Origin of the sequence: Pedobacter sp. BAL39 (genome assembly GCF_000170795.1) — a bacterium.
Taxonomy (GTDB): domain Bacteria; phylum Bacteroidota; class Bacteroidia; order Sphingobacteriales; family Sphingobacteriaceae; genus Pedobacter.
Genome location: NZ_ABCM01000004.1, coordinates 153,972 through 177,115, shown reverse-complemented (window position 1 = coordinate 177,115; position 23,144 = coordinate 153,972). Strand labels below are relative to the sequence as shown.

Annotated in this window: 19 protein-coding genes; 13 read left to right on the top strand and 6 right to left on the bottom strand. The window is 45.2% G+C overall.

Annotated elements, in window-relative coordinates:
- The first annotated feature begins 10 nt into the window (after positions 1–10).
- On the top strand, positions 11–1,021 hold the full coding sequence (locus tag PBAL39_RS07165) for a hypothetical protein (protein ID WP_008239853.1): 1,011 nt from the start codon (positions 11–13) through the stop codon (positions 1,019–1,021).
- Positions 1,022–1,091: 70 nt separating this feature from the next.
- On the opposite strand, the gene purD is transcribed toward PBAL39_RS07165, so the two are convergent.
- A complete protein-coding gene (gene purD, locus PBAL39_RS07160) occupies positions 1,092–2,363 on the bottom strand; it encodes a phosphoribosylamine--glycine ligase (protein WP_039866224.1) in 1,272 nt (423 codons plus the stop codon).
- Between the two features lie 666 nt (positions 2,364–3,029).
- Between purD and secA the strand changes: the two genes are divergently transcribed.
- The 4 genes from secA (at position 3,030) to PBAL39_RS07140 (ending at position 9,041) form a co-directional block, all read left to right on the top strand.
- Positions 3,030–6,341, top strand: a complete 3,312-nt coding sequence (secA, locus tag PBAL39_RS07155; RefSeq protein ID WP_008239850.1) for a preprotein translocase subunit SecA — start codon at positions 3,030–3,032, stop codon at positions 6,339–6,341.
- Positions 6,342–6,408: 67 nt separating this feature from the next.
- Positions 6,409–6,858 carry an SPOR domain-containing protein gene (locus PBAL39_RS07150; protein ID WP_232282906.1) on the top strand — a complete coding sequence of 150 codons (450 nt, stop codon included), beginning with the start codon at positions 6,409–6,411 and terminating at the stop codon, positions 6,856–6,858.
- Complete coding sequence (locus PBAL39_RS07145) at positions 6,848–8,035, top strand: M20 family metallopeptidase (RefSeq protein WP_008239848.1); 1,188 nt, start codon at positions 6,848–6,850, stop codon at positions 8,033–8,035. Before PBAL39_RS07150 ends, PBAL39_RS07145 begins: the two co-directional genes overlap by 11 nt.
- A gap of 64 nt (positions 8,036–8,099) precedes the next feature.
- Positions 8,100–9,041 carry a hypothetical protein gene (locus PBAL39_RS07140; protein WP_039866262.1) on the top strand — a complete coding sequence of 314 codons (942 nt, stop codon included), beginning with the start codon at positions 8,100–8,102 and terminating at the stop codon, positions 9,039–9,041.
- Here PBAL39_RS07140 and PBAL39_RS07135 read toward each other — a convergent pair.
- A complete protein-coding gene (locus PBAL39_RS07135; RefSeq protein WP_008239846.1) occupies positions 9,038–9,991 on the bottom strand; it encodes an Rpn family recombination-promoting nuclease/putative transposase in 954 nt (317 codons plus the stop codon). The genes PBAL39_RS07140 and PBAL39_RS07135 overlap by 4 nt on opposite strands.
- Positions 9,992–10,267: 276 nt before the next feature.
- Between PBAL39_RS07135 and PBAL39_RS07130 the strand changes: the two genes are divergently transcribed.
- From PBAL39_RS07130 to PBAL39_RS07115, 4 genes are read left to right on the top strand one after another with little or no spacing between them, the layout of a single operon-like run.
- On the top strand, positions 10,268–10,933 hold the full coding sequence (locus PBAL39_RS07130) for an SGNH/GDSL hydrolase family protein (RefSeq protein WP_008239845.1): 666 nt from the start codon (positions 10,268–10,270) through the stop codon (positions 10,931–10,933).
- A 22-nt stretch (positions 10,934–10,955) separates the two neighbouring features.
- Positions 10,956–12,962, top strand: coding sequence for a DNA primase (dnaG, locus tag PBAL39_RS07125; protein WP_008239844.1), 2,007 nt, complete (start codon positions 10,956–10,958; stop codon positions 12,960–12,962).
- Positions 12,963–13,325, top strand: coding sequence for a YraN family protein (locus PBAL39_RS07120; RefSeq protein ID WP_008239842.1), 363 nt, complete (start codon positions 12,963–12,965; stop codon positions 13,323–13,325). It abuts the gene before it with no gap.
- On the top strand, positions 13,306–14,406 hold the full coding sequence (locus tag PBAL39_RS07115; RefSeq protein WP_008239841.1) for a glutaminyl-peptide cyclotransferase: 1,101 nt from the start codon (positions 13,306–13,308) through the stop codon (positions 14,404–14,406). Before PBAL39_RS07120 ends, PBAL39_RS07115 begins: the two co-directional genes overlap by 20 nt.
- 144 nt (positions 14,407–14,550) lie before the next feature.
- Here PBAL39_RS07115 and PBAL39_RS07110 read toward each other — a convergent pair whose 3' ends face one another.
- Both PBAL39_RS07110 and pgi read right to left on the bottom strand, forming a co-directional pair.
- Entirely contained in the window at positions 14,551–15,081 is a 531-nt protein-coding gene (locus PBAL39_RS07110; protein WP_008239840.1) for a DUF4251 domain-containing protein, read from the bottom strand.
- Positions 15,082–15,155: 74 nt separating this feature from the next.
- A complete protein-coding gene (gene pgi, locus PBAL39_RS07105; protein WP_008239839.1) occupies positions 15,156–16,802 on the bottom strand; it encodes a glucose-6-phosphate isomerase in 1,647 nt (548 codons plus the stop codon).
- A 244-nt stretch (positions 16,803–17,046) separates the two neighbouring features.
- Here pgi and prfB point away from each other — a divergent pair.
- A protein-coding gene (gene prfB, locus PBAL39_RS07100; protein WP_157273936.1) for a peptide chain release factor 2 occupies positions 17,047–18,124 on the top strand; the annotation gives its coding sequence in 2 pieces (ribosomal slippage) (positions 17,047–17,106 and positions 17,108–18,124; 1,077 coding nt in all).
- Between the two features lies 1 nt (position 18,125).
- Positions 18,126–19,043 carry an alpha/beta hydrolase gene (locus tag PBAL39_RS07095; RefSeq protein ID WP_039866223.1) on the top strand — a complete coding sequence of 306 codons (918 nt, stop codon included), beginning with the start codon at positions 18,126–18,128 and terminating at the stop codon, positions 19,041–19,043.
- Here PBAL39_RS07095 and PBAL39_RS07090 read toward each other — a convergent pair.
- On the bottom strand, positions 19,038–19,907 hold the full coding sequence (locus PBAL39_RS07090; protein ID WP_008239828.1) for a transglutaminase-like domain-containing protein: 870 nt from the start codon (positions 19,905–19,907) through the stop codon (positions 19,038–19,040). The two genes, PBAL39_RS07095 and PBAL39_RS07090, sit on opposite strands and share 6 nt — an antisense overlap.
- A 43-nt stretch (positions 19,908–19,950) precedes the next feature.
- On the opposite strand from PBAL39_RS07090, the gene PBAL39_RS07085 reads away from it, so the two are divergent.
- Positions 19,951–20,733 carry an O-methyltransferase gene (locus tag PBAL39_RS07085; RefSeq protein ID WP_008239825.1) on the top strand — a complete coding sequence of 261 codons (783 nt, stop codon included), beginning with the start codon at positions 19,951–19,953 and terminating at the stop codon, positions 20,731–20,733.
- A 27-nt stretch (positions 20,734–20,760) separates the two neighbouring features.
- Here the strand turns inward: PBAL39_RS07085 and PBAL39_RS07080 are convergent, their stop codons facing one another.
- Entirely contained in the window at positions 20,761–21,891 is a 1,131-nt protein-coding gene (locus PBAL39_RS07080; RefSeq protein WP_008239823.1) for a BamA/TamA family outer membrane protein, read from the bottom strand.
- Between the two features lie 167 nt (positions 21,892–22,058).
- Between PBAL39_RS07080 and PBAL39_RS07075 the strand changes: the two genes are divergently transcribed.
- Positions 22,059–23,039, top strand: a complete 981-nt coding sequence (locus PBAL39_RS07075; protein ID WP_039866222.1) for a deoxyhypusine synthase family protein — start codon at positions 22,059–22,061, stop codon at positions 23,037–23,039.
- Positions 23,040–23,144 lie beyond the last annotated feature (105 nt).

Here is a 23,144-nt window from a genome sequence, read left to right as displayed (position 1 = left end):
CATTTAATATATGCGCTTTAAGCTTCTTTTTACCTTCCTGGTACTTGGTACTGCATTTCATCAACTTCATGCTCAAGAGATTGAGGGTGCGTTGAATATCCACACTTTCGCCGATAACAGGGAATATGCCCGTTCCAACCGGTTTTCTGAAACCATCTTCGGTCTGCGTTTTGCTCCTCAGATCGGTTTGCTGGTCGACAGCACACACCGGATCCGTGTTGGCTTAAATGCGCTGCACGAGTTTGGTTCTCCTGAGTTTACCAACAAGATTGATCCTATTGTTTATTATCAATATATGAAGCAGAACTGGAATTTTTATATGGGGGTTTTTCCTCGACAGGACCTGATCAGCGATTTTCCAAGGGCAATCCTCAATGACACATTGAATTACTTCCGCCCTAACGTGGAAGGGATGCTGGCGAAATTTGAAAATAAAAACTGGAGACAGATCCTGTTCATCGACTGGACCAGCAGGCAGACGGCGACAGCAAGGGAAAACTTCATCTTTGGGTTGTCGGGACGTTACCAGCCGGGAGCTTTTTTTGTTTCATACTACGGGATGATGCTCCACAATGCCGGACCAGGCATCCCTATTCCGGATGACCATATCGAAGATAACGGTGCTGCGGCGGTTAAAATCGGGGTGGACTTATCTGGAAAGACCTTTTTGGATTCACTCACCATCAATACTGGTGCGATGATGTCGTTTGAGCGGGTGCGTACCATTGGTGGCTGGGCTACCCCCAAAGGGGTATTGCTCGAGGCACATGCAGGGTACCATCGCTTTGGAATTACCAACTCTTTCTATAAGGGAGAAGGGCATAATATCACGATGGGCGATAAGTTCTACCGGTCAAAAACCTATAACAGAACAGACCTGAGCTGGAGTCCCATCCTGTTTAAAAACGTGGAAGGAAAGCTGGCCTTATCTTTCCACTTCGTGGATGGAGTAGTAGATAGCCAGCAGGCATTTGGATTGCGCTACAACATCATGGGCAGCAAATCACTAAAAAGAAATTAGAAGACCAATCCGATCATAAAAAAAGCGCTGATGCATCTGCACCAGCGCTTTTTTTATTTTTTCGTTTGGGTTAGACGAGATCAAAACCGATGTCTTCACGGAAATATTTACCATCGAAGTATATCCTTGCGGCATCGGCGGTGGCCGACTGTAGTGCGTCAAACTGAGAGTCCTGCAGGCTGCTTACAGCAAGCACCCTCCCGCCGTTGGTCTTGATGACGCCACCTTCCAGTGCAGTGCCCGCATGGAATACGATTGACTTGCGTACATTGTCGATGCCGGTGATAGATTTTCCCTTTTCGTAGTCGCCGGGATAACCGCCAGCAACTACCACGACAGTGGCAGCATGTTTAGGGCTGATGGTCAGCTGCACGTTTTTAAGTTGTTTCTTCCCTGCAGCAACAAACAGTTCGACCAGGTCATTTTCTATCCTTGGGATCACGCTTTCGGTCTCAGGATCGCCCATGCGGCAATTGTATTCAATTACAAAAGGTTTGTCATTTACCTTGATCAGTCCGAAGAAGATAAAACCGGTGTAATCAATTTTGTCTTTTTTCAAACCATTGATTGTTGGAATGATGATGTCCTGCTCTACCTCGTTAAGAAATGTCTCGTTGGCAAAGGGTACAGGAGATACAGAACCCATTCCGCCCGTATTCAGGCCGGTGTCGTTCTGACCAATGCGTTTGTAATCTTTTGCCTCGGGAAGGATCACGTAGTTTTCACCATCCGTCAGCACAAATACAGATAGTTCAATACCGCTTAAAAATTCTTCGACAACTACAGTTGTTCCTGCCTCTCCGAATTTACCGCTCAGCATTAGTTTGAGCTCTTCCTGCGCTTCGGCATTATTGTCAAGGATCAATACGCCTTTTCCTGCAGCCAAGCCATCTGCTTTTAGGACGATCGGCAGGGCATGCGTTTGCAGGTATGTTAATCCTTCTTCAAGGGTTTCCTTGGTAAAGGAACGGGATGCTGCGGTAGGGATGCCATGGCGGGCCATAAACTGTTTGGAGAAGTCTTTGCTTCCTTCCAGGATGGCGCCTTCTTTTTTAGGGCCAATCACAGGGATGTGTTTCAGTGCCTCGTCATCTGCAATAAAATCGTGGATGCCATTGACCAAAGGTTCTTCGGGTCCTACGACTACCATTTCAATGTTTTCTTTGAGGATCAGTGTTTTGACCGCTTCAAAGTCATTAGGGTTCAGGTTTACATTTTTGCCGTAAGCACCGGTACCACCGTTTCCGGGAGCGATAAAAAGTTGGGAACATTCAGAAGATTGACTCATCTTCCAGGCTAAAGTGCTCTCTCTTCCTCCGGAACCTAATAGTAAGATATTCATTGATTTGTGATTTGTTTGTTTAATTGACAGTCCGGCACTTAGGTCCGGATTTGGGCAAATATACCGCTTTAGGGTTTAAAAGTAAAAGACAATCTGTACAGGGTTGTTTAAGCTAGTATTCCAGGATAGCCCGCTTATGTTGGACAGTGATGTAACCAATAACCTCAGGAGTTAGCGCTAGGTACGGTTCGTATACAGTTCGGAACTGAGGGCATAAAGAGAAGGCAGAGCTGCGGGGGTGGTGGGGCTGAAGACGGAGTTGCGCCCTAGCATGGCCCTAGCAACCCCTCTGCAGAGAGCTATCAACTACGGCCAGTATACAGGCTAAATAGGGACAGTGTAAAAGGCTTGTGCCGGCCATTATAGCTACGTGACCAAGTAAGTTGTGGGGATTAACAAATATACAAAACCTTATTGATACTGGAAATTGTCATTGTTGTCTGTCGTCATTATCGTGTTATCACGAGCTATGGGGGAATTTAATGGCCAGGGAAAGTCTTTTGCGGACAACTTTTAAATAAAATTTGCATACTAGAGCGAATTACAGGATATTTTGTAATTTTAGCGCCCGGCAAACTGCCAATCTGACCTGTTGGTCCGTATGGCGTAATTGTTGTAAATTCATCATTTTCACAGAATAATAAATTATAAACACATACATACAAGATGTTAGGATTTTTAACCAAGGTGTTTGGAAGCAAATCGGAGAGAGACATTAAGGCCTTGCAGCCTATCGTCATCAAAATAAACGAAGAATATTCGAAGCTTTCAGCGCTCAGCAACGATGAGTTGCGTAATAAGACAGTTTACTTTAAAGATGTTATCGCTAAAGCGCTGACGGAGATCGACGGTAGGATCAGTGGATTGAAAAGCGATGCGGAGAGTGCTGAGCTTTCTTTGGCAGATAAAACCGCAATTTACGATCAGATTGATGCCCTGGTTAAAGACCGTGATAAAGAATTGGAAGTTGTTTTACAGGAAATCCTTCCTGAGGCTTTTGCCGTGATTAAAGAGACTTCAAGACGTTTTTCTGAAAATCCACAGCTGGAGGTGACCGCATCACAGCACGACAGAGACTATGCTGCACGCCGGAGCAATGTTACCATTCAGGGGGATAAGGCTTTCTGGGCAAATAAATGGGATGCTGCAGGTACTGAAGTCTCATGGAATATGGTACATTATGATGTACAGCTGATTGGTGGTATGGTACTGCATAGCGGTAAAATCTCTGAGATGGCTACGGGTGAGGGTAAAACGCTGGTGAGTACACTTCCTGCTTACCTGAACGCACTGGCAGGGCAAGGCGTACACATCGTTACGGTGAATGATTACCTGGCACGACGTGACTCTGAATGGAACGGACCTTTGTTCGAGTTCCATGGCATTAAAGTGGATTGTATTGATAAACATGAGCCGAATTCCCAGGAAAGAAGAAATGCCTACCTGGCAGACATCACTTATGGAACAAACAACGAGTTTGGGTTTGACTACCTGCGTGACAATATGTCGCAGACTCCCGATCAGCTGGTACAGCGTAAGCTGCACTTTGCCATGGTCGATGAGGTCGATTCAGTATTGATTGATGATGCTCGTACACCATTGATCATTTCCGGTCCTGTACCTTTTGGAGATCAGCATGAATTCCATGAGCTGAAACCAAGAATTGAGAGATTGGTTTCTGCGCAGAGAGAATATGTGACCAGGGCGCTGAATGAGGCTAAAAAATTAATTAATGATGGTAAAGCCGGAACTGAAGAAGGCGAAGGTGGGTTAGCGCTCTTACGTGCACACCGCGGTTTGCCTAAAAATAAAGCATTGATCAAGTTTCTGAGTGAGGGTAGCGTAAAGCAGACCTTACTGAAAACGGAAAACTATTATATGGCTGATCAGTCGAAGAATATGCCTAAGGTTGATGCGGAACTATATTTTTATATTGATGAGAAAAACAATCAGGTAGAGCTAACCGAGAAAGGTATTGAACTGATCACCAAATCCGGTGAAGATGTGAACTTCTTCGTACTTCCGGATGTAGGTACTGAAATTGCAGAGATCGAAAAATCGACGCTCAGCAATGAAGACAAAATCGCGCGTAAAGATGCGTTGATGCGCGACTATTCCATCAAAGCGGAACGTATCCATTCTGTAAACCAATTACTGAAAGCATATACATTATTCGAGATTGATGTGGAATACATCATCGATGAGGGTAAGATCAAAATTGTAGATGAGCAGACTGGTCGTATCATGGATGGCCGTCGTTATTCTGATGGTTTGCACCAGGCGATTGAAGCTAAAGAGAATGTGAAGGTGGAAGATGCCTCACAAACCTACGCTACGGTAACGCTGCAGAACTTCTTCCGTATGTATCACAAGCTGTGTGGCATGACGGGTACTGCAACAACGGAAGCGGGCGAGTTCTGGTCCATCTATAAACTGGATGTGGTGGAAATCCCAACAAACAGGGTGATCTCCAGAAAAGATCATCAGGATTATGTATATCGTACGGTACGTGAAAAATATAATGCGGTAGCCGAAGAAATTGTGAAACTGACAGAAGCAGGCCGTCCGGTATTGGTAGGTACGACTTCTGTAGAGATCTCTGAGTTACTTAGCAGGATGCTTAAACTAAGAGGTATCAAACATAACGTACTGAATGCGAAGATGCACCAGCGGGAGGCGGATATTGTTGCTGAAGCGGGACAACCGGGGCAGGTAACGATTGCAACGAACATGGCTGGTCGTGGTACGGATATTAAATTAGGTCCTGGTGTTAAAGAGGCCGGAGGTCTTGCCATTGTGGGTACCGAACGTCATGAATCACGTCGTGTAGACAGACAGCTCCGTGGCCGTGCTGGTCGTCAGGGTGATCCGGGGTCTTCTCAGTTCTTCGTATCTCTTGAGGATAACCTCATGAGGTTGTTCGGGTCAGAACGAATCTCCAATATCATGGTGAAAATGGGTATCGAGGATGGAGAAGTGATCCAGCATTCGATGATCACCAAGTCTATTGAGCGTGCACAGAAAAAAGTGGAAGAGAACAACTTCGGTATCCGTAAGCGTTTGCTGGAGTATGACGATGTGATGAACTCACAACGTTCTGTAATCTATGCTAAAAGAAGAAATGCTTTGTTTGGCGAGCGTCTGGATGTTGACATGAACAACATGACATTTGATGTTGCTGAGGATATCGTTACTGAATATAAAGAGGAAGGAAATTTCGAAGGCTTTAAACTGGAAGTCATCAAAAATTTCTCTGCGGATACCAGCATTGACGAGCATGAATTCAATGCAAAAGGCATTCATGCCCTTACAGATAAGTTATTTGAAGAAGTGACTAACTTCTATGCAAGGAAGTCGGATGCCATCATTCAGCAGGCGATGCCGGTATTGAATCAGGTTTTCGACGAGCGTGGTGATCATATTGAGCAGATCATCGTTCCTTTTACAGATGGGTTGCGTAGCATACAAGTTCCGGTGAATTTGAAAAAGGCAATTGACAATGGTGGTCGCGAGGTAACAAAATCTTTCGAAAAGACAATTGTATTGGCACTGATTGACGAGTCCTGGAAAGAGCATTTACGCGAGATGGATGAGCTGAAACAATCCGTACAGAATGCGGTTTATGAGCAGAAAGATCCATTGATCATTTATAAGATGGAAGCGTTTAACCTGTTTAAGAACATGTTGAATGCGGTAAATAAAGAGGTCGTGAGCTTCCTGTATAAAGGAGGAATCCCAGTGCAGGCAGATCCGAATGACATCAGGGAAGCACAGGCTCCCAAGCCTGCTCCGAGCAGACTAAAGATGTCTAAGCCTGAATTCGCACAGCCTGGTGCTGCTGAGGGTATGCCGATGGAAGACACCAGGGAACTGGCGCCACAGCAGCCTGTACGTAAGGAAGTAACCGTAGGAAGAAATGAACCATGCCCATGCGGTAGTGGTAAGAAATACAAAAACTGCCATGGCGCAGGTTTGTAATTTGTAATACCCATTGAGAATGCCGAATTTTGTAAAAAGAATTCGGCATTCTTTTTTTATACAGCTCATGAAAATATTAACTACCGGCTTTTTGTGTTTCGTCTCCCTTGCTTCTTTTGCGCAGCAGCGCGGGGAAGTGAAGATTGTGGTCAACCCCATGATCGACAGCCTGATTGCCAAACGGATTGCCTTAAACAGCAAACCTACTGCGGTGGCTGCTATTGCGGCAAAGCCAGCAGCAGCAATTGTCAGCCAGATGGGATACCGGGTGCAGGTATTCTATGGATCGGATCGCCGTAAGGTCTTTAGCGAACAGTCGCGCTTCCAGTCCAGTTATCCTGCACTGAATACCTATATCAGCTATAAAGAGCCTAATTATTACCTTAGGGTGGGCGACTTCAGGACCAAACTTGAAGCGCAGCGACTCATGAATGAGCTCAGGCCATCCTTTCCTACTTTGTTTATTTTCAGGGAGAAAATCAATGCCCCTAACCTAGATTACAGCAATGACAATTAAAGAGCAGATCCAGCAACTTTCCACAGCTATATTTGAGCAGGTAGTAGGCTACCGCCAACACATCCACGCCAATCCTGAGCTTTCTTTTAAGGAATTTGAAACCTCTGCCTACATCAGAAAACACCTGGAAGAATGGGACATCCCTTACACGGAAATGGCCAATACAGGAGTGGTCGGCCTGATTACTGGTGAGCTGCCTTCGGATAAGGTGATTGCTTTGCGTGCGGATATTGATGCCCTGCCAATTCTGGAGGCTAATGAAAAACCTTATACCTCCAAAAATCCAGGTGTAATGCATGCCTGCGGCCATGATGTGCACAGTTCTTCGCTTTTAGGAACGGCCTTTATTCTCAACAGTATGAAAGCAAGCTTTGGCGGGACTGTTAAGCTGATCTTTCAGCCTGCAGAAGAGGTCCTTCCTGGTGGGGCGAGCATCATGATTAAAGAAGGGGTACTCGAAAACCCGAAACCTCAGGCCATTATCGGGCAGCATGTGATGCCGCTCATTGACGCCGGCAAAGTTGGGTTCCGGTCGGGAATCTATATGGCTTCAACAGATGAGCTATATGTAACTGTACATGGCAAAGGCGGGCATGGTGCTCAGCCGCAGCAAAACATAGATCCTGTGCTCATTACTGCCCACATCATTGTTGCACTGCAGCAGATTGTGAGCAGGAATGCAGATCCTCGTTTACCAACGGTGCTTTCTTTTGGAAAGGTTCAGGCAAATGGGGCTACCAATATCATCCCGAACGAGGTGAAGCTGGAAGGTACCTTCAGGACCTTGAATGAGGAATGGCGCAAAGAAGCTAAGGTGCTCATGAAAAAGATGGCGGAAGGCATTGCTGAAAGCATGGGCGGTAGCTGCGATTTTAATATTATGGATGGTTATCCTTTCCTGATCAACGAAGAACAGTTAAGCAATGCGGCAAAGGGTTATGCAGAAGATTACCTCGGTAAGGAAAATGTACTCGATCTGGATATCTGGATGGCAGCAGAAGATTTTGCGTACTATTCTCAGGTTACTGATGCCTGCTTTTACAGGTTAGGTACGGGAAATAAAGAGAAAGGAACAAGTTATTCTGTGCATACGCCCAATTTTGATATCGACGAGGATGCTTTAAAGCTTTCTACGGGACTGATGGCTTATATCGCCCTGAGACAGCTCGGCAATTAGTCATTGGCCTTAATGTCAGGCATCTTGTTGCAGATGCTTGATGCATTCTTTAATTTTTGATCAGATGGTATATAAAACAGCGTTGTTGTTTCTCTTCCTTTTTTCTGCGGCTCCTATTTATGGGCAGGAAATTGAACGTTTTAATCCCGATACAATCAGGACGATACAACTGGATTCTGCTGTGAATATTACCGCACAGAAGTTTGGGGTGGAGACGTTCATCAACGCGATCATTGCAGATGACACTTTCTATCAGGCCTTTCGGAATACCAAGAAGTATAACTTCCTTGCAGAAAACAGCATTTTTACCTATGATAAAAAAAATAAGGTAGAGGGAAAGATCTACCGCAAGATCAGACGCCGTGCGTCTGGTCCTGAGAAGCTGGAGTACCTCGTTAAACAGGATACCGGGAAATTATACAAGAAGAACGGTAAGTACCAGCTGTACACGATGGAGATGTTCGACTATATCTTTTTGAACGCCTATAATACGGAATTCGTAGCCGCACCTGCTGCATCGAACGGAAAGCCCGGAGAGGCAAATGAGAGTTATAAGGATAAATTGAAAACATTGATCTTTTCTCCGGGAAAGCCTATTAAGGGGCTGCCATTTATAGGGAGCAAGACACAGATCTTTACCGCCAATATGAGGCAATATTACGACTATAGTTACTTTAGTGGTACCTATTTGGACTCTATACCAGTGTATAGGTTCAAGGTGACCGTTAAACAAGACTTAAGTCGGGGAACTAAAGACGGATTGATGATCAAAGAGCTAACCACCATCTTTGATCAGCGGACTTTCGAAATATTGGGCAGGTATGTCGATATGAAGTACAGCAATATGTTATTCGATTTTGATGTGCAGATGAACATTGAGATGAGCTATTTTGGCGGAGAGAAACTACCGACCAAAATCTCGTACCAGGGCAACTGGGATTACCCTTTTAAAAAGGAAGAACGTGCCAGTTTTTTAATCGTACATAAGGATTACGAACGGGATTAAATGCCCTCTATTTCCTCCAGGCTTAATTTCGTAAATCTTGCGATCTGGTCCAAGGGCAGATTTGCGGATTTCATCTCCCCTGCGATTTTGATCGCTGCCTCTTTCCGGCCTTCCAGCTTGCCTTCCAGCTTACCTTCTAATTTGCCTTCTAGCTTACCCTCTAATTTGCCTTCCAGCCTCCCTTTTTCCCTGCCTTCTTCCAGCCCTTTTTCAAGTCCTTCTTTTCTGGCGTATTCCCGTACGTTCTCATTGTCCCATTTATATTTCATTCGGCTATCGTAAGACATTTTTTCCTCCTTAGATAAATTGCTGTATTCAGCAATGCTAAACAATTTTTCGAATATCGGCTTTCTCAGATAAACAGGTATTTTGTCCATTGAGCTCAGGTTCTTCAGTAGAAATAACCATCTGTCCAAATCTGTTTGAAGCTCGGTACTGCTCTTTACGAATTTACGTAATTCGATATATAAATAGCCTAATTTCTCGTAAAATACTTTACCTGTATCTCGTTTACAAAGACAAATGTCGTGTAGAAACTCATGTTCAGATTCGTCATTTAAAGTTGTGTCTTCCATTAGTGCAATGAGGTAAACTTCAGTCAGGCGATATCCCCAGGAAGCACGGTTTCCTTTTGGCGCCTGGCTGCTGATGAGACGACTGGTGTAAAATAGTGCACGTTCTTTAAAATTTTCCTGTTTCGCTCTCTGTATTTCAATAATAAACTGCTCGCCGTTTTGTCCTGTGCATAATAAGTCAAACACCGCAGCACCCTCATGTTCGGAGTCACCCGGATGTTCATTTTTATTGTAGGTCAAATCAATGATAATTTTCCGGCCTTTGAACAGTGCATTGAGCAAATCAATGAGCAAATCTTTATTTGGATCTCCGCCGAAGATTTTCTTGAAGGCGAAATCTATAAGCGGATCGATATATTTTGTAGTTACGGGCATAATATGTGGATTGGCTATGTCGAATAACACGCTTTATTTTAAATAAATGTTAATGTTTTTGGAGTTTATTTTTTTTCGAAGACAGGATTTTCTTTACGAACTGGTCGTTGTGAAAGTCCCCCGTGGTAAATGACCTACCTACTCTTGTTAACGGCGTTGCGTCTGGTTGTTTTTACGATGGATGATTTGAAGTCCCGTAGGCAGGGTCATTACGTACATTTCCTGCATTTTTTGTACCTTTGACTTTGTAATCACAATGCTAAAAACCTTTATATTATGAAAAAAATAGCGCCATTTGCTGCTTTCATCCTGATTTGTTCGCTTACAGTGGTTCTTGTTGCCATGAAAGCAAAGCCTAAGAAAATTATATTTTTCGGCGATTCCATTACGCAGGCTGGCGTGGCACCCGGCGGTTATGTTGATCTGATCAAAAAGGCGTTGGAGCCTTCAAAATATGAGGTTATTGGTGCGGGAATTGGCGGGAATAAGGTGTACGATCTATACTTGCGCATGGAAGAGGATGTGTTGGTGAAAAAGCCTGATGTGGTCGTGATTTATGTTGGGGTAAATGATGTATGGCATAAACAGTCGAGCCACACCGGAACCGATTACGATAAGTTCATTAAATTCTATCAGGCATTAATCAATAAAATCCAGACAAACGGGGCCAAAGTAGTGGTGTGTACACCTGCGGTTATTGGGGAGAAAAAGAACAGGGCGAATGAACTTGACGCAGATCTTGACAAGTATGCAGGAGCGATCAGAGAGCTGGCAGCTAAAAATAAGCTGGCATTATGCGACCTGAGAACGCTGTTTACGGACTACAACACTGCAAATAATATAGACGATGTAGAAAAAGGTGTGCTGACGACCGACCGGGTTCACCTGAATGCAAAAGGCAATCAGGCTGTTGCCGATGCATTGCTTCCATTGATCAAATAGAAAAACTGATAAAACAATAACAATGATTAACCACGAAACCATTAACAAAATCATGGAGACCGTCCGTATAGACGAGGTTGTCGGTGAGTTTGTGTCCTTAAAAAAACGTGGTTCCAGTCTGATTGGGAATTGTCCCTTTCATAATGAAAAAACACCTTCCTTCAATGTTTCTGTAGCGAAGGGGATATATAAGTGCTTTGGCTGCGGCAAGGGGGGCGACTCTGTCCATTTTATCATGGACCATGAGAAGTATTCCTATCCCGAGGCGCTGAAGTTTCTGGCGCGGAAATACAATATTGAAGTGGAGGAGACAGTACAATCTCCACAGAATCTCGAGGCCCAGAATGCACGGGAGAGCTTATACATCGTCTCTGAGTATGCGGCGAATTATTTTGCGAATGAGCTTTGGACGGGCGATCAGGGAAGGGCCATCGGCCTTAGCTATTTCAAGGAGCGGGGTTTCAGGGAGGATATCGTCAACAAATTCCAGCTCGGTTACTCTCCGGACATCTGGGATGCGCTGATCTTAAGTGCGAAGGGCGCTGGCCATAAAGAAGAGTACCTCGAGAAAACCGGCCTTGCCATCAGAAATGATAAAGGCAAGTTATATGACCGCTTCCGCGGCCGGGTGATGTTCCCTATCCACAATTTTACGGGCCGGGTAATTGGCTTTGGTGGACGGACGCTGAAGACCGACAAAAACGTTCCGAAATACGTCAACTCTCCGGAGAGTGACATCTACCATAAATCCAATGTGCTTTATGGTTTGTTTCATGCAAAAAAGGCGATCAGGGATACCGACAACTGTTACCTGGTAGAAGGATATGCTGATGTGCTTGCGGTACATCAGGCAGGCATTGAAAACGTGGTTGCTTCATCGGGTACTTCACTGACAACAGAGCAGATCCGTCTGATTGGGCGCTTCTCCCAGAATGTGACCATTCTGTATGATGGAGATGCTGCAGGGATTAAGGCCTCACTCCGCGGACTGGATATGATCCTGGAAGAAGGTCTGAATGTGAAGGTAGTCTTATTTCCGGACGGCCACGATCCGGATTCCTATATGCACCATGTTGGTGCGGGCGAGTTTAAGGCTTATATTGAACAGAACCGTAAGGACTTTATCCTGTATAAGGCCAGTATTCTTTTAAAGGAGGCTGGTACAGATCCGATAAAACGTGCGGGTATCATCAGGGACATCGTGGAAAGTATTGCCAAGATTCCAGATGACATCAAGGCGTCGGTATTCATCCGCGAATGCAGTGGTTTATTGCAGGTGGAAGAAAGGATTTTGATTTCTGAGCTGAATAAGATCAGGATGGCGAAGTTCAAGAAAGCCGGTAATGCAGGTCCTTCCGGTCAGCAGAGCGGAGGCCATCAGCAGCCGTCGTCCTTTCAGCAGCAAAACAGCTACCAGCCCTATCCCGATGGGCCACCGGATAACCTTTTTGAACATGCCGATGCGAGTGTGCCGGTTACAGAGATTCCGGATCAGGTCGAGACCGACCTGATCCAGGAACAGGAGATTGTTCGCCTGCTGCTTGCCTTCGGCCATCAGCAGGTGACTTGGGATAAGATTGACAATATGTATATTGGTTCTTTTATCATGCAGAACCTGGCGGATGTCAGCTTTGAGGATCCTGTGTGTAAAAGCATCATCGATACTTACAGAAATGAGATTGAAGAAGGGCATCTGCCGGTAGCCAGTCAGTTTATCAATAACCAGGACAGGAAGATCTCGGAACTGGCCATAAACCTGTCGACCTCCCCTTATTCATTGAGTGAGAACTGGTATAATAAACATAAAATTTATGTGCGGGATGAAAGTGTGAACCTGAAAGGTACCATCCTGGGGGGATTGTTTCACCTGAAAAAAGGAAAGGTTGCAAGGATGCTTACTGATTTATCCAAGGAGATCAAATCGGAGGAAGATCCTACAAACCTGGAGATCCTGATGCAGCGTTTCATCTTCATCAAAGGCGTGGAACGGGAGATTTCCAAATATCTGGGCACCGTGATCCTGAAGTAGATGGCGTTACACAACGAGTTGGGGAGAAGAGGTGAGCAGATTGCGCAGGAGTTTCTCCAGCACTCGGGATATCGCATTTTAAAGATCAACTGGAAATACGGAAGGGCAGAAGTTGACGTTATAGCTGATCATGATGGGGTGATTGTTTTCGTGGAGGTGAAGACCAGGAGTTCGAGGGACTTTGGTGAACCGGAGGAGTTTGTTGGCAGGAAGAAAGAGCGGCAACTTGAGTTTGCCTCTTCTGCCTACCTGGAGATGACGGGACATCAGGGAGAGATCCGTTTTGATATTATTGCAATTGTTTTTGAAAATAAAGACCTTTATAAAATTAATCATATTGAAGATGCATTTTGGCCAAGTTAAAAAACAGGTGAACCACTCGGTGGTCGCCTCATCATTGTTTTTATTGTTCGGGTTGTCTGCGCTTGTTTCCTGTAAGGGAGATCCGAAATCTACAGGGATCAGCTTTAAGCTTCCTGAGCAGGGCCAGAGTTATGGTCTTGGAGAAGCTGTGAAAATCGAACTGGACCTTCCTTCAGGTTCGGAGGTGAGCTCGGCAACCTATCTGGTCAATGGAAAGTCTGTAGGAAGCAAGAAAGACGGGACTGCATTCTCATTGCCTACCGAGGGACTTTCCCTTGGATATAAATTGATCACAGCCGTTGTAGAGCAGGCGGGCCGCAAAGATACACTAACAGTGAATATCGAGTTGAAATCCGTGGTAAAACCAGAAATGTTGAGCTATCAGGTTGTCAATACTTATTCCCATGACACTTCGGCGTATACGCAGGGCCTGGAATACCATAACGGACGTTTCCTGGAGAGTACAGGTGAATTGGGACATTCTACGCTTCGTTGGGTAGACCTGAAGTCAGGCAAGGTTCTGCAAAGTACTAAAATCAATGATGCCTATTTTGGAGAGGGTTCTACCCTTGTAGGTGACAAGGTGGTGATGCTGACCTGGCAAAACAACATGGGGCTGGTGTTTGATGCGAAAACTCTTCATCAGCTATCTACCTTTCCTTACCAGTCGAGCATGGAAGGCTGGGGACTGGCATTCAATGGTGAGAAGCTGATTAAATCAGATGGCTCCAATAAACTGTGGACGCTGAATAAGGATACCTACGAAGAAGAAGGGGCTGTAGAAGTCTATGATCTCAATGGTCCTGTTCCTGCATTAAATGAAATCGAACTGATCGACGGAAAGATTTACGCCAATGTGTACACGAAAAATGTAATTGTAGTAATCGACCCCAAAACGGGGGTGGTAGAACAGGAAATAGACTGCTCAGGACTATTGCCTGCTGACTATTTTAAAACAGATGATGAGCGCTCTAACAATGTACTGAATGGGATCGCCTGGGATGCTGCCGGCAAGCGTTTATTTGTGACGGGTAAGAAATGGCCTCATATGTTTGAGATTAAGCTGGTGCCGAAGAAATAATGACATCGAGAGCTGGTGGGAAATTCCAGCTGAACATAAAAGTCCTGTCTGACTGATCCTTTATGGCCATTAGCAAGGATTGTACCTCTGCAGGCTGCAATGATCAATTGGACAGGACTATTTTTTTTAATGGGTTTGGGCGCTTTACTTACTCAGCGCTTTTGGCTCCGAAATGTAGCCATTAAACGTAATGGACTGGCGGTTGTTGCTGTTGACATTCAACATGCCATATCCGTTTTCTGACACACTTAGGGTCATAGATTGTACGTCCCTGGTATCCTTAGGGGTGATGGTGATGACCCACCCACCTTTTTTCTTCTTATCAGACTTGTAATTGAACTTTTTGCTGTTAAAGCGGATGCCAGATTCATTGGTATTCATGTTTGCTACATAAGCCCTGCCGTAATAAGGGAGAAATGCCGTTACACTGTCTTTCGTGAGGCGAAGGTCGTATTGTCCGCCCGAGAGCTGTATGTTACCGGCGCCTTGTGCGCCCTGCATTTTATTAAGTACAGCAGTGACGTCTGCACTTGCCAGGGGCATGGCAGAGGTCGCATTGAATACGAGGCGCTGTTCTTCCACAAGCCTTGCTGTTGTTGCCTTGTCTGTCTGGGCGCCTACCTGCATCGCAGATAATAAGATGCCCAGCATCAACATGTTCTTTAGCTGTTTCATAATACCTAGTTTATTGTATAAGACCAATTTAGCATTTAAAAGTTTAATTTTAAATGCTAAATTGTGTAACAATATTACCTCCAGGATTTGTACTGGTTGATGAGTCCGTTGGTAGATCCATCGTGACTATTGACTTCATTGTCGTCTTTCAGCTCAGGCAGGATGCTTTTGGCCAGTTGTTTACCAAGTTCCACCCCCCATTGGTCGAAGCTGAAGATGTTCCAGATGATGCCCTGAACAAAGATTTTATGTTCATAAAATGCGATGAGGCTGCCGAGGCTATACGGAGTGATCTTTTTCAGCAGGATGGAGTTGGTAGGCCTGTTGCCTTCGAACACTTTGAAAGGGCTGATTTTCTGTATCTCTTCCGCTGTCTTTCCTTCTTTTTCCAGTTCTGCACTTACCTGTTCGGCGGTCTTGCCATTCATTAAGGCCTCAGTCTGCGCGAAGAAGTTGGAAAGCAGGATCGGGTGGTGTTCACCGATAGGGTTGAGGCTTTGTGCAGGGGCGATGAAATCGCATGGGATGAGCCTTGTGCCCTGGTGGATCAGCTGATAGAAGGCATGCTGACCATTTGTTCCGGGCTCTCCCCAGATGATCGGGCCAGTTTCATAGGTGACGTCTTTGCCGTTTCTGTCTACATGTTTACCATTACTTTCCATGTCTCCCTGCTGGAAGTAAGCTGCGAAGCGGTGCATGTACTGATCGTACGGCAGAATGGCTTGTGTTTCTGCATCGAAGAAGTTGATGTACCAGATGCCGATCAGACCCATGATCACCGGGATATTGATTTCAAACTCTGCAGTTTCGAAATGCTGATCTGCAGCGTGCGCACCTTGCAGCAGTTCTTTAAATTTGTCAAAGCCGATGCTGAGTGCGATAGGCAGACCGATGGCGCTCCACAGGGAGTAACGGCCACCTACCCAGTCCCAGAATTCGAACATGTTTTCAGTATCAATGCCGAAAGCAGCGACGTCCTTTGCATTTGTAGAAAGGGCAGCGAAGTGTTTTGCAATGTCTTCTTTTGCTGCACCGTTTTTAAGGAACCAATCTCTTGCACTGTTGGCATTGGTCATGGTTTCCTGTGTAGTAAATGTTTTTGAGGCGATCAGGAACAGGGTAGTTTCAGGATTTACGGTTTTCAGTGTCTCAGCGATGTGTGTGCCATCGATGTTGGACACAAAGTGCATGGTCAGGTGGTTCTTATAAGCTTTCAGTGCTTCAGTTACCATTACCGGGCCCAGGTCCGATCCACCGATACCAATGTTGACCACGTCGGTAATTGCTTTGCCGGTATATCCTTTCCATTCACCGGAGATGATCTGTCCACTGAACTTTTCCATCTTTGCCAGTACCTTGTTGACATCATCCATCACGTTTTTACCGTCGACAAGGATCGGTTCTTTTCCTTGATTGCGGAGTGCGATGTGCAATACCTGACGGCCTTCGGTCTGATTGATCTTGTCGCCGCTGAACATCGCTTTGATGGCTTCATCTAATTTACACTCCCTGGCCAGCTGGATCAGTAGAGCAATCGTCGTGTCGTCTATCCTGTTTTTTGAATAATCGATCAGGATGTCTTCAAAGATCAGGGAGAACTTTTCAAATCTTCCTTCATCTTCCTTAAACAGGTCTTTGAGACTTTTTTCATTGATATTGATGAAATGGTCCGCTAAATATTTGTAAGCTTCTGTTTCAGTAAAATTTATAGTTGGCAGCATAATAATTGTGTTTTTGGTAAATGTAATGGTTTATTTTATTTGGTGAAATCTGATCTTCATTAATTGCCTAATGGCAACTAAATGTCGGCGGTTTATCTTGTAAATAACAGAACAAAATTCGTTTAAAAAAAGATTTTACTTTCTGCTGTTGATTGTACGCGATCCTGCCGGAATGCTGGCTTTTTTCTACAATGCCGGAGTTTTTGAATTAGGGAAGTATCTTTAATATCTTATATTTGTGATTATGACAAAAGAACAAATACAGGATTTAAGGGACAGAGTAGCGTCGCTGAGGAGGCATCTTTGACGTAGAAGTACGTTTAGATGAAATATACATTGAGCAGGAGTTGACCCTGCAGCCCGGTTTTTGGGATGACCCGAAGAAAGCAGAAAAGCATCTTGCGGCAATCAACAGTAAGAAGGTATGGACAGATGCCTGGCAGGTTGTGAATGCAAAACTGGAAGATACAGAAGTGATGTTTGACTTCCTGCAGGCAGGAGATGCCACGGCGGAGGAGATGCAGGAGCAATATGATGAGTGTCTGGCACTGATCGAGGCGCTGGAGCTGAAGAATATGCTGAGCAGCAAGGAAGACCAGTTGCATGCGGTGATGCAGATTACTGCAGGTGCGGGTGGTACGGAGAGTTGCGATTGGGCAGCGATGCTCATGCGGATGTACATCATGTGGGGGGAAAAGAACGGTTACAAGGTGACGGAACAGGATTATCAGGAAGGTGAGGTAGCAGGCGTGAAGTCGGTTACCTTGCAGTTTGCCGGAGATTTCTCCTACGGTTATCTGAAGGGGGAGAACGGCGTACATCGGCTGGTAAGAATTTCGCCTTTTGATTCCAATGCGCGCAGACATACCTCGTTCGCGTCGGTATATGTGTACCCGTTGGTGGACGATACCATTGAGATTGAGGTTAAAGATTCAGAGATTGAATTTGAGACTTTCCGTTCCGGTGGTGCGGGAGGGCAGAACGTGAATAAGGTGGAGACGGCCGTGCGCTTGTACCACAAACCTTCCGGCATTGTGATCAAGAACCAGGAGTCACGTTCACAATTGCAGAATAAGGAAAATGCGATGCGTTTACTAAAATCGCAGTTGTACGAAGCAGAGATGCGCAAGCGCATGGAAGCCACGGCGGCGATAGAAGGCTCTAAGAAGAAGATTGAATGGGGGTCACAGATCAGAAATTATGTGCTTCATCCGTATAAGCTGGTGAAGGACTTAAGAACCAACTATGAAACCTCCAATGCGCAGGGTGTGCTGGATGGGGAGTTGAATGAGTTTTTAAAAGCTTACTTAATGGAATTCTAAAATGAGAGGTCTAATGGTGTTGCTGATGGTGATCATGGCTGGTGCCGGGAATATGAAGGCGCAGGAATTTGTGCCACTTTACCCGGGAACAATTCCGGGTGCTAAGACTGTTCCTGGTAATTATCGGGAGCTGACTGAAGAGGGTACTGACGGCATCACGCGGGTGAGTAAAGTTTCTCAGCCAGGGTTTTACGCATTCCTTCCATCAAAAGACAAAGCAACCGGAGCCGCGGTGATCATCTGTCCGGGTGGCGGTTATGGGATTCTGGCGATCAGTCATGAAGGCTATGATGTGGCCCGTCAGTTTAATGCCATTGGTGTGGCTGCCTTTGTGTTGAAATACCGACTGCCAAGTGATGAAATCATGACGGATAAGTTTTTCGGCCCGCTGGCGGATGCGCAGCAAGCAATTTATCAGCTGCGTAAGAATGCTTCCCGTTGGGCTGTAAATCCGGCTAAAATCGGAATTATGGGCTTTTCTGCGGGAGGGCACCTTGCAGCAACGCTGACTGTTCATTATGAGGATGTTAAAATAGAAAATCAGGAGCGACTGAGCCTGCGCCCTGATTTTTCCATATTGATTTATCCTGTAGTATCATTTGGTGCTTCTGCACATACAGGTTCAGTAGCAAACCTGATTGGTAAAAATGGTACTGCGGAGCAGAAAGATTATTTTTCCTGTGAAAAGCAGGTAAATGCACAGACGCCACCGACCTTTATGGTACACGCCAATGATGATAAGGTGGTGCCTCCTGACAACAGCATCCTCTTTGATCAGGCGCTGGTAAAGGCAGGTGTGCCTGCAGAGTTGCACCTCTATCAAAAAGGTGGACATGGCTTCGGGCTGCACAATAAGACCACCACGGATGAGTGGTTTGGTCGTTTGCAACACTGGATGTCTGCCAGTAAAATCCTATAGGTCGGTGTTGTTGATGATTTCCTGAAGTTCTTTCAGTTCTTCGACTTTCTCCATGGAACCCAGGTTCTCATAAGAGGAAATCAGGTTGCGTATGATCCTTCTGATGATCTCGACGTTGCTGCATGGCGCGTAGAAGCCCGGCATAGGCTCCAAGGCAAGCTGGCGGAGGAACTGGTCTACATCATTTTTGCCGAATATCGCTCCCTTGTTGAAGGCATTGATGTAGAATAGTACGCCGAATTCATGGTCTTCTATTTTACTTTCATCAATGTAGCCCAGGATAAAATGCTGTGGCAGGTTGACACCGTAAACAGGGATGTCCAGTTTCTGTGCAAGGGTAGAATAGATGATGGCCAGTGAGATCTGGTTTCCCTTTTTGCTTTCCAGCACCTGGTTGATGTATGAATTTTGCGGGTCGTGGTGATTTTTGGTGTTGCCACTGAAGCCGTAAACATTGTAGAATACATGGTTGATGAGTTTGATCTTTTCTACCGAGCTCATCTCATATTGTAAGCCCATCCAGATTTCTCTTTTGATTTCTTCCATCTGGAGGATGATCTTCTCTTCATCGAGGTCAGGGTACTGATACCTGTTGATGACCAGCGCCCCCTGCAGTAAGTCGAATGCTCCACCCTGATACCACAACCGCAGACTTTCCTTCACATTTGTAAACTGGATTTTATGCACCAGATTTTCTATTCGTTCCTGCAGCAGTGTATCCAGGGAGGACTCCCAGGTATGTTCCAGAAAATCGATCACCTCATTGCCGTATTCCAGCAACCGGTTTTCCACATGCTGAAAGATTTCCTGATCCGGATCGTCCAGCAATTTCACCAATGCACTTATTTCTTTACTATTTTCCATTAACATGCGACTTAGAATACTACGATTGTTTATTTTTGTAGCTATGGTTTTAAACTTCCTCAAAGACTATCTGAAGCATCGCTTTACTTCAAAAAGCAGACATGGTACCCATTCTCCTTTTGTTTACCGGCTTACGGATGAGGTAATTTACGATTTTAACGTTAAAACGGCCTACAAAAGCGTGGAGCTCCAGCGAAAAAAACTTTTACATGACGATTCCATTGTTCATGTGACGGATCTCGGTGCAGGTTCTCATCTGAACAAAAACAGGTCTAAGAAAGTTTCACAGATTGCGAAGAATGCATTGAAGAGCCCTGCGCTGGCGCAGCTGATCTATAGACTGGCGGCAGATACCCATCCGAAGAGTGTGATTGAACTGGGCACCTGCCTTGGCATCACGACAGCCTACCTCTCGAAGGCTTGTCCGGAGGCGGAAGTGATTACCATTGAAGGATGTCCTGAGACCGCAAAGGTCGCGTATCAGAACTTTAAGGACCTTGAGTTGGAGAATACCGAGCTGCAGGTGGGTAATTTTGATGTCTTATTGCCTGGGATTATTGAACAGCAGGAGCAACTGGACTTTGTGTACGTCGACGGCAACCACCGTAAAGATGCGACATTAAATTATTTCAACTGGTGTTTGCCGAAGGTGCACGAAGGATCATTACTGATCTTTGATGATATCTACTGGAGTAAGGGGATGAAAGAAGCATGGGAAGAAATCAAGGCACATCCCGAGGTGACGGTGACGATCGATCTGTTCTGGATCGGACTGGTATATTTCAGGAAAGGACAAGCAAAGGAACACTTCAAAATTAAGTTCTGAGACTTGGTTTTCAGGGAAGGAGCACATTTAGAAGGCTTCGGCAAAAGTCAGGTAAAAGCCCGTCTGACGTTTCTCGTTTGCGCGTTTTTCACCTATGCCGTAATCCATGCGGATGCTGAGTCCTTTTTCAGGATCGAAGAAATAACGTCCCCCTGCACCATAAGCGGGTTTGAAACTTCTGGCTGAGAATTCGCCGTTGTCGAACACCTGTCCGCCTCCTCCAAATACGACCGCACCAAAGCGGTTGTTGTATCTGTAGCGAAGTTCTGCCTGTGCAGCAAGCAGGTTCCTGTCGCGGTACCTTCCGGTATAATATCCCCTCATCATTTCATCATTGCCCATTTGTTGCATCAGATAAAACGGCGTGTTTTTTCCTTGTACGGTATGGTAAAGTGCATTCAGGCCCAACACGAATTTGGAAGACAGTGACCAGAAGTTACGTACGTTCATTTTGATGATGCTGCCTGTAAAGTTCTCGCCACCCCAGAAGTCGGGTGAATATTGGTAGGAAACCCTGGCCAGAAAGCCTCTTGTAGTATAATTGTTGGAGTTCCGTGTGTCATAACTTTGGGAGACACCAATGTAGGCAACGCTGCCGCCAATCTTATGAATGAGGGTCTGGTCGTTTGTAAAAGGCCCACCCACTACTTCATCTGTAAAGTGATAATTTTCAAAACCCAGGGAGAAGCCACTGTACAGGTGTCTGGCAAAACTCCGTTCCGCTTCCATGGTGACGCGGACCTGTCCCTGGACGAGGCGGTCTTTATTGGCTTCAAGGGTTTCGTTGCCGATGCCGAAAAAGTCGAAAGGCATTTTACGGAGGCGGATTTCACCGATGAGGTGGTGTTTATTGGCTTTGGTCCAGATGTCCCCTTTTAAGGATACATTGTATTGGCCTTTGGTAGATGCAGACAGTATGGTAGCGAAATTGGAGCTTCTGTTGAGTGTGTCTTTTTTGTCGAGGTATTTCGAATAAATGGCACCAAGGCCAAACTCCATTCCGGTTTCCTGTGCATACCGGAATACTGGTATGGGCATAAAGCTGGCTTTGCGTGAGGAGTCTGTTTCGCTGGATAGATACCGCTTTATCATCTTCTTCTGACCCGACACGTGGGTCCCTGCAATCACCAGTACAACACAAAGCAAAAATTTATTCATCGGCCTAAAATAAGGTAAAGATTTAATTATGGTAGTAATTTAAACAGAAATGCTGTTTAGGATGTTCGACAGCTTAGCAAGATTGAGGCCAATAAATAGAAATTGAGCCTGATGATGGCTTTAATAATATTTATCTATTTTTGTGGCAACAAAATTTAAAAACAACGATGAGTACAACAAGAGGACCTATCTCGCAATTCATGGAGCAGCATTACCTCCATTTTAATGCGGCAGCTATGATGGATGCAGCTAAAGGATATGAAACACATTTGGATGAAGGCGGTAAAATGATGATTACCCTTGCAGGAGCGATGAGTACTGCTGAGCTGGGCATTTCTCTGGCAGAGATGATCCGCCAGGATAAGGTAGCCATTATCAGCTGTACAGGTGCAAACCTTGAGGAGGACATCATGAACCTTGTTGCACACTCGCACTATAAAAGAGTACCCAACTACCGTGACCTGAGTCCTCAAGATGAGTGGGACCTGTTGGAGAACCATTATAACCGTGTAACTGATACTTGTATCCCTGAAGAGGAGGCGTTCCGCAGGTTACAGAAACATATTCATAAAATCTGGAAAGATGCGGATGATGCCGGAGAGCGTTATTTTCCTCACGAGTTTATGTACAAGATGCTGTTGAGCGGTGATCTTGAACAGTATTATGAGATTGATCCTAAAAATTCCTGGATGCTGGCAGCTGCGGAGAAAAACCTTCCGATTGTGGTTCCAGGGTGGGAAGATTCCACGATGGGGAACATTTTTGCTTCTTACGTGATGAAATCTGAATTGAAAGCGAGTACCATGAAAAGTGGTATTGAATATATGGGATACCTGGCCGACTGGTACATTGCGAACAGTGGCGGTAAGGGAATTGGGTTTTTCCAGATTGGTGGCGGTATTGCGGGTGATTTTCCGATTTGCGTGGTACCGATGTTGTATCAGGATATGGAAATGGAAAACATCCCTTTCTGGAGCTATTTCTGTCAGATTTCTGACTCAACGACTTCTTACGGATCTTACTCCGGTGCGGTGCCTAATGAGAAGATCACCTGGGGTAAACTCGACATCCATACGCCCAAATTTATCGTGGAATCGGATGCGACAATTGTAGCACCTTTGATCTTTTCATGGATCTTAAAAATGTAATTTTAATTTCCAAAAAATATTCGTCCGGATGCGGAGATGAGGGAATCAGCAAATTTGTAAAAATTGCTGATTTTCTTCGTTTAAAGCATCAGGAACGAACTATTT

Coding starts and splice junctions, on each gene's coding strand:
- PBAL39_RS07135 (WP_008239846.1), bottom strand. CDS start 9,991: ATGCCCGTAACTACAAAATATATCGATCCGCTTATAGATTTCGCCTTC.
- dnaG (WP_008239844.1), top strand. CDS start 10,956: ATGATTAACCACGAAACCATTAACAAAATCATGGAGACCGTCCGTATA.
- PBAL39_RS07110 (WP_008239840.1), bottom strand. CDS start 15,081: ATGAAACAGCTAAAGAACATGTTGATGCTGGGCATCTTATTATCTGCG.
- pgi (WP_008239839.1), bottom strand. CDS start 16,802: ATGCTGCCAACTATAAATTTTACTGAAACAGAAGCTTACAAATATTTA.
- PBAL39_RS07090 (WP_008239828.1), bottom strand. CDS start 19,907: ATGGAAAATAGTAAAGAAATAAGTGCATTGGTGAAATTGCTGGACGAT.
- secA (WP_008239850.1), top strand. CDS start 3,030: ATGTTAGGATTTTTAACCAAGGTGTTTGGAAGCAAATCGGAGAGAGAC.
- PBAL39_RS07150 (WP_232282906.1), top strand. CDS start 6,409: ATGAAAATATTAACTACCGGCTTTTTGTGTTTCGTCTCCCTTGCTTCT.
- PBAL39_RS07115 (WP_008239841.1), top strand. CDS start 13,306: ATGCATTTTGGCCAAGTTAAAAAACAGGTGAACCACTCGGTGGTCGCC.
- PBAL39_RS07165 (WP_008239853.1), top strand. CDS start 11: ATGCGCTTTAAGCTTCTTTTTACCTTCCTGGTACTTGGTACTGCATTT.
- PBAL39_RS07120 (WP_008239842.1), top strand. CDS start 12,963: ATGGCGTTACACAACGAGTTGGGGAGAAGAGGTGAGCAGATTGCGCAG.
- PBAL39_RS07080 (WP_008239823.1), bottom strand. CDS start 21,891: ATGAATAAATTTTTGCTTTGTGTTGTACTGGTGATTGCAGGGACCCAC.
- PBAL39_RS07085 (WP_008239825.1), top strand. CDS start 19,951: ATGGTTTTAAACTTCCTCAAAGACTATCTGAAGCATCGCTTTACTTCA.
- PBAL39_RS07140 (WP_039866262.1), top strand. CDS start 8,100: ATGGTATATAAAACAGCGTTGTTGTTTCTCTTCCTTTTTTCTGCGGCT.
- purD (WP_039866224.1), bottom strand. CDS start 2,363: ATGAATATCTTACTATTAGGTTCCGGAGGAAGAGAGAGCACTTTAGCC.
- PBAL39_RS07095 (WP_039866223.1), top strand. CDS start 18,126: ATGAGAGGTCTAATGGTGTTGCTGATGGTGATCATGGCTGGTGCCGGG.
- PBAL39_RS07130 (WP_008239845.1), top strand. CDS start 10,268: ATGAAAAAAATAGCGCCATTTGCTGCTTTCATCCTGATTTGTTCGCTT.
- PBAL39_RS07075 (WP_039866222.1), top strand. CDS start 22,059: ATGAGTACAACAAGAGGACCTATCTCGCAATTCATGGAGCAGCATTAC.
- PBAL39_RS07145 (WP_008239848.1), top strand. CDS start 6,848: ATGACAATTAAAGAGCAGATCCAGCAACTTTCCACAGCTATATTTGAG.